We start from the raw sequence: 4,287 nt of genomic DNA on the forward strand, positions 1-4,287 counted from the left end.
CGCGACCGGACGACCGGAGCGCCGGCCTCCAGGGGCCGCGGGGCACCGGCCGCACCCTGCTCGCGGCCCGGGGTCGGCCGGCGGTACGGCCCGGGTCGGCCGGCGGTGCGTAGACGGCGGAATACGGGGGCACTCGTACGGGCTAGGAGGCACTTGTCCCTACGGCTCTGCCGCTCGTGAACGGATTAGGCTGTGGGCCATTTCGGGCAGCAGACCGCCGGCGGCCGACACGTGCACGGACCGACAGCAACCGAGCCGACAGAATCGAGGCAGCCTTGACCTTTCTCACCATCGGGCACCGCGGGATGATGGGTGTGGAGCCGGAGAACACCCTGCGCTCCTTCGTACGCGCCGAACGCGAGGGCGTCGATGTCATCGAGCTGGATCTGCACCTGAGCAAGGACGGCGCGCTCGTGGTGATGCATGACGCGGACGTGGACCGGACGACCGACGGCACCGGCCCGATCGCGGAGCGCACCCTCGCCGAGCTGCGGGAGCTGGACGCCGGGCTGGGCGAGCGGATTCCGGTCTTCGAGGAGGTCGTGAACGCGGTCGGCGCGCCGCTCCAGGCGGAGATCAAGGACGTGGCGGCGGCGCAGGCCCTGGCCGAGGCGGTGCGGACGCGCGATCTGGCCGGCCGGGTGGAGGTGATCTCCTTCCACGACGAGGCGCTGGCGGCGATCCGCACGCTGCTGCCGGCGGTGCGGACGGCACTGGTGGGCGACCGCTACGGCGCCGATGTGGTGGACCGCGCGAAGGCGGTCGGCGCGGGCACGCTGTCGCTGAACATCCGGCGGCTCACCCTCGAACTGGTCGAGCGGGCGCATGCCGCACAGCTGAAGGTGCTGGGCTGGACGGTCAACACCCACGATCAGCTGCGGCTGGCGCGCGGCCTGGGGCTGGCGGGCGTGGTGACCGATCAGCCGGAGATCCGGCGGGCGGTGCGCTTCACCGCCTGAGGGCGGCGGCGGGCGGGGCGTGCGGCCGGCTGCGGGATCCGCGGCGGAGCGGAATTCCGCGGTTCACAGGAGCACAACGAGCCTCCACCCTACGGACGTTCGGCCCGGTGATCTCGGCAGGCGGCCCGGTGCGCCCTCACTCTCCGGGCCTCTGCGGGCATGTGGTTGCCCCGCCCCGTACGCCTCGCCGGGTGCGCCACCACGGTGCCGCTCGCCGCGGCGGTCGGCTGCGCCCCGCAGGACTCCTCCCCCGGCGGGGCGGCTCCGGGGTCTGTCCGGTGGGTCAGCCGAGGGGCTTGACCAGGAGCTCGAACTCCAGGTCGTCGCGCTGCGGGATGCCGAACCGCTCGTCGCCGTACGGGAACGGGCTGAGCTGCCCGGTGCGGCGGTAGCCGCGGCGCTCGTACCAGGCGATCAGCTCGGCGCGCTGCCGGATGACGGTCATCCGCATCTCCGGGGCGCCCCAAGTGGACAGCGCGGTGCGCTCGGCCTCGGCGATGATCACCTTGCCGAGGCCGCTGCCCTGGAGGGTGGGGCGCACCGCGAACATGCCGAAGTAGGTGTGGTCCCCGCGGTGGTCGAGCTGGCAGCAGGCCACCAGTTGGCCGTCCTGCTCGGCGACCAGCAGCCGGCCGTCCTCCTTGCGCACCACCGCGGCGACATCGTCCGGATCCGTGCGCTGCCCCTGGAGGAGGTCCGCCTCGGTCGTCCAGCCGGCCCGGCTGGCGTCCCCGCGGTACGCCGATTCGATCAGCTCGACGAGCCCGGGTATGTCGGCGTCGGTGGCGGTGCGGAAGGTCAGCGGGCTGGTGGGCATGGTGTGCGGGTCCTCTCGGCCGTGCGAATGGCTGTCGCGAGGCTAACAAGAGGGGGGCTCCGGGTGTCAGGGGCTTTCGCCCTTCGGACGGTGGCGGTGCGCCGCGGCCGAAACCGCCCGGCCGCGCGGCGTAGGGTCCGTGCCATGGTGCAGGTACTGAGCAGCAGGGTGCTGGTGCGGCCGAGCGATCCGGAGCGGTCGCGGGCGTTCTACGGCGAGGCGCTGGGGCTGGCGGTCTACCGGGAGTTCGGTACGGGCCCGGAGCGCGGCACGGTGTACTTCCTCGGCGGGGGCTTCCTGGAGGTCTCCGGCCGGGCCACCGGCGTGGCCACGCCGACCCTCCAGCTGTGGCTCCAGGTCGCGGACGCGGCGCGGGCGCACGAGGAACTGGTGGCGCACGGGGTGGAGGTGCTGCGGCCACCCGTCCGGGAGCCGTGGGGGCTGATCGAGATGTGGATCGCCGATCCGGACGGGCACAAGGTCGTCATCGTGGAGGTGCCCGCGGATCACCCGCTGCGGTACCGGCCCTGACGTCGGCACCGGTCTCCGACCCGGAATTCCCCTCGGGAATCCACCCCGGAATTCCGTGCCGGAGCGGACCCGGAGCAGCCCCGGCGAGGGCTCCGAGCAGGGCCTGCGGCCCGGGTTGCGTCCGGTGCAACTGTGCTCTGCACGGCGGGAACTGGTGGCGGCTTCCGGTGGCCGCTAGCGTCCCGGCCATGGGAAATTCCGAACACCTCGGCACGGAACACGTCAACGTCGTCATCGCCGGCGGCGGTCCGGTCGGGCTGCTGCTGGCCGGTGAACTGCGGCTCCACGGAATCGCGACGCTGGTCCTGGAACAGGCGCAGCGAGGGCAGGGCGAACCGCGGATGCTCAATCTGCACGCCCGCACCCTGGAATCCCTGGACCGGCGCGGCCTGTTGAGCGACTTCGCCGCCGCCCAGGACGGCGTCGGGGGCCTGGCGGAATACCGCCGGCGGCTCAACGACCACGGCACGCGCGGCCACTTCGCCGGCATATACCAGCTGGGCCGGAACGAGGCGGAGACGGAGCAGCCGCACGGCCTGATGCTGCCCCGCGAGATCGTCAAGGAACTGCTCGGCAAGCGCGCCGAGGGCCTGGGGGCCGTCGTCCGCCACGGCCAGGAGGTCACCGGGCTGGCGCAGGACGAGGCGGGGGTGACGGTCACCGTCCGTACGGCGGAGGGGAGTTACCCACTGCGCGCGGACTTCCTGGTCGGCTGCGACGGCGGGCGCAGCACCGTCCGCAAGAGCGCCGGTATCGCCTTCCCCGGTACGGGACCGTCGGTGGTGTCCCGGATGGGGCGCGGGGTGTTCGAGGTCGAGGGCGGGGGCGAGTTGCCGACCGGCTGGCAGCGGACCGAAGGGGGCTGGTACATGCGGATGCCCGACGGGCGGATCGCGGTCACCGAATGGGAGGTGCCGGACGACCTGGAGAGCCCGGTGACGGTCGAGGAACTGACCGAGAGCATTCACCGGGTCACCGGCCGGCGCGTGACGCTCGCCGCTCCGGATCACGTCACGCGCTTCACCGACAGCGCCCGGCAGGCGAGCCGTTATCGCGCCGGTCGGGTGCTGCTGGCCGGGGACGCGGCGCACATCCACTTCCCCGCCGGGGGCCAGGGCGTGAATCTCGGTATGCAGGACGCGTTCAACCTGGGCTGGAAGCTGGCCGCACAGTGCCGGGGCGGGGCTCCGGACGGGCTGCTGGACAGCTACGGCGCGGAGCGGCATCCGGTCGCCGCGCGGGTGCTGCACAACACCCGGGCGCAGGTGGCGCTGATGCGGCCGGGGCCGCAGGTCGACGCGCTGCGGGAGATGTTCGTCGACCTGATGGGCATGGACGAGGTCAACACCTATCTCAGCGAGATCATTTACGGCACGGGCATCCGTTACGGCAGCGCGCCGGACGACCACCCGCTGGTGGGGACGTTCGCCCGCGACCTTCCGCTGACGGCGCCGGGCGGGCCGACCCGGCTGGCCGAACTCCTGCGCCCAGGACGCCCGTTGCTGCTGGGGCTGAACGGCGGCGGGTCGGCGGCGCTGGACGCCGCCGCGCCCTGGTCGGACCGGGTCACGGTGGTACGGGCCGAGGCCGAACGGCCGTATGCCGCGGCGCTGCTGGTGCGCCCGGACGGCTACACCGCGTGGGCCGCGGAGGGTGCGGTGGACGCGGGGTCGCTGCGGGCCGCGCTCACCGTGTGGTGCGGACCGGAGCGCGCGGCGGGCTGACCGGGGCGGCGCGCGCCACTGCGCGGGAGCTCGCCGGCCGCCCAGGGGGGCGCCGCGACCGGCTCCGCACTCCCTGCGCTCCCCGGGTGCGCCCGTGCGCTCCCGTGTGCCGGGGTCCGGACGGGCATCCTGCGGGCGTATCGCACCGACCCTCGCGATCCGGCCGTGATCGCGCTCCGCACGGATCCCCGGGGAGGCGCCCCGTGCACACACCTCCACTGGTCGGCTGGCTGCTGGTGCTGTTGTGGGGGGGGGG

General features: G+C 73.7%; 4 protein-coding genes. 3 read left to right on the forward strand and 1 reads right to left on the reverse strand.

The window, feature by feature from the left end; genetic code table 11:
* The first annotated feature begins 275 nt into the window (after positions 1 to 275).
* Positions 276 to 959 carry a glycerophosphodiester phosphodiesterase gene (locus ACO1BR_RS12285; protein ID WP_426795084.1) on the forward strand — a complete coding sequence of 228 codons (684 nt, stop codon included), beginning with the start codon at positions 276 to 278 and terminating at the stop codon, positions 957 to 959.
* A 283-nt stretch (positions 960 to 1,242) separates the two neighbouring features.
* On the opposite strand, the gene ACO1BR_RS12290 is transcribed toward ACO1BR_RS12285, so the two are convergent.
* Complete coding sequence (locus tag ACO1BR_RS12290) at positions 1,243 to 1,776, reverse strand: GNAT family N-acetyltransferase (RefSeq protein ID WP_426795085.1); 534 nt, start codon at positions 1,774 to 1,776, stop codon at positions 1,243 to 1,245.
* A 144-nt stretch (positions 1,777 to 1,920) separates the two neighbouring features.
* On the opposite strand from ACO1BR_RS12290, the gene ACO1BR_RS12295 reads away from it, so the two are divergent.
* Both ACO1BR_RS12295 and ACO1BR_RS12300 read left to right on the forward strand, forming a co-directional pair.
* A complete protein-coding gene (locus ACO1BR_RS12295) occupies positions 1,921 to 2,307 on the forward strand; it encodes a VOC family protein (protein ID WP_426795086.1) in 387 nt (128 codons plus the stop codon).
* Between the two features lie 188 nt (positions 2,308 to 2,495).
* Positions 2,496 to 4,031: an FAD-dependent monooxygenase gene (locus ACO1BR_RS12300; protein ID WP_426795087.1), complete on the forward strand. Its 1,536-nt coding sequence runs from the start codon at positions 2,496 to 2,498 to the stop codon at positions 4,029 to 4,031.
* The last annotated feature ends 256 nt before the right edge of the window (positions 4,032 to 4,287 follow it).

This window comes from Streptomyces sp. YGL11-2 (genome assembly GCF_050054615.1).
Lineage (GTDB): Bacteria > Actinomycetota > Actinomycetes > Streptomycetales > Streptomycetaceae > Streptomyces.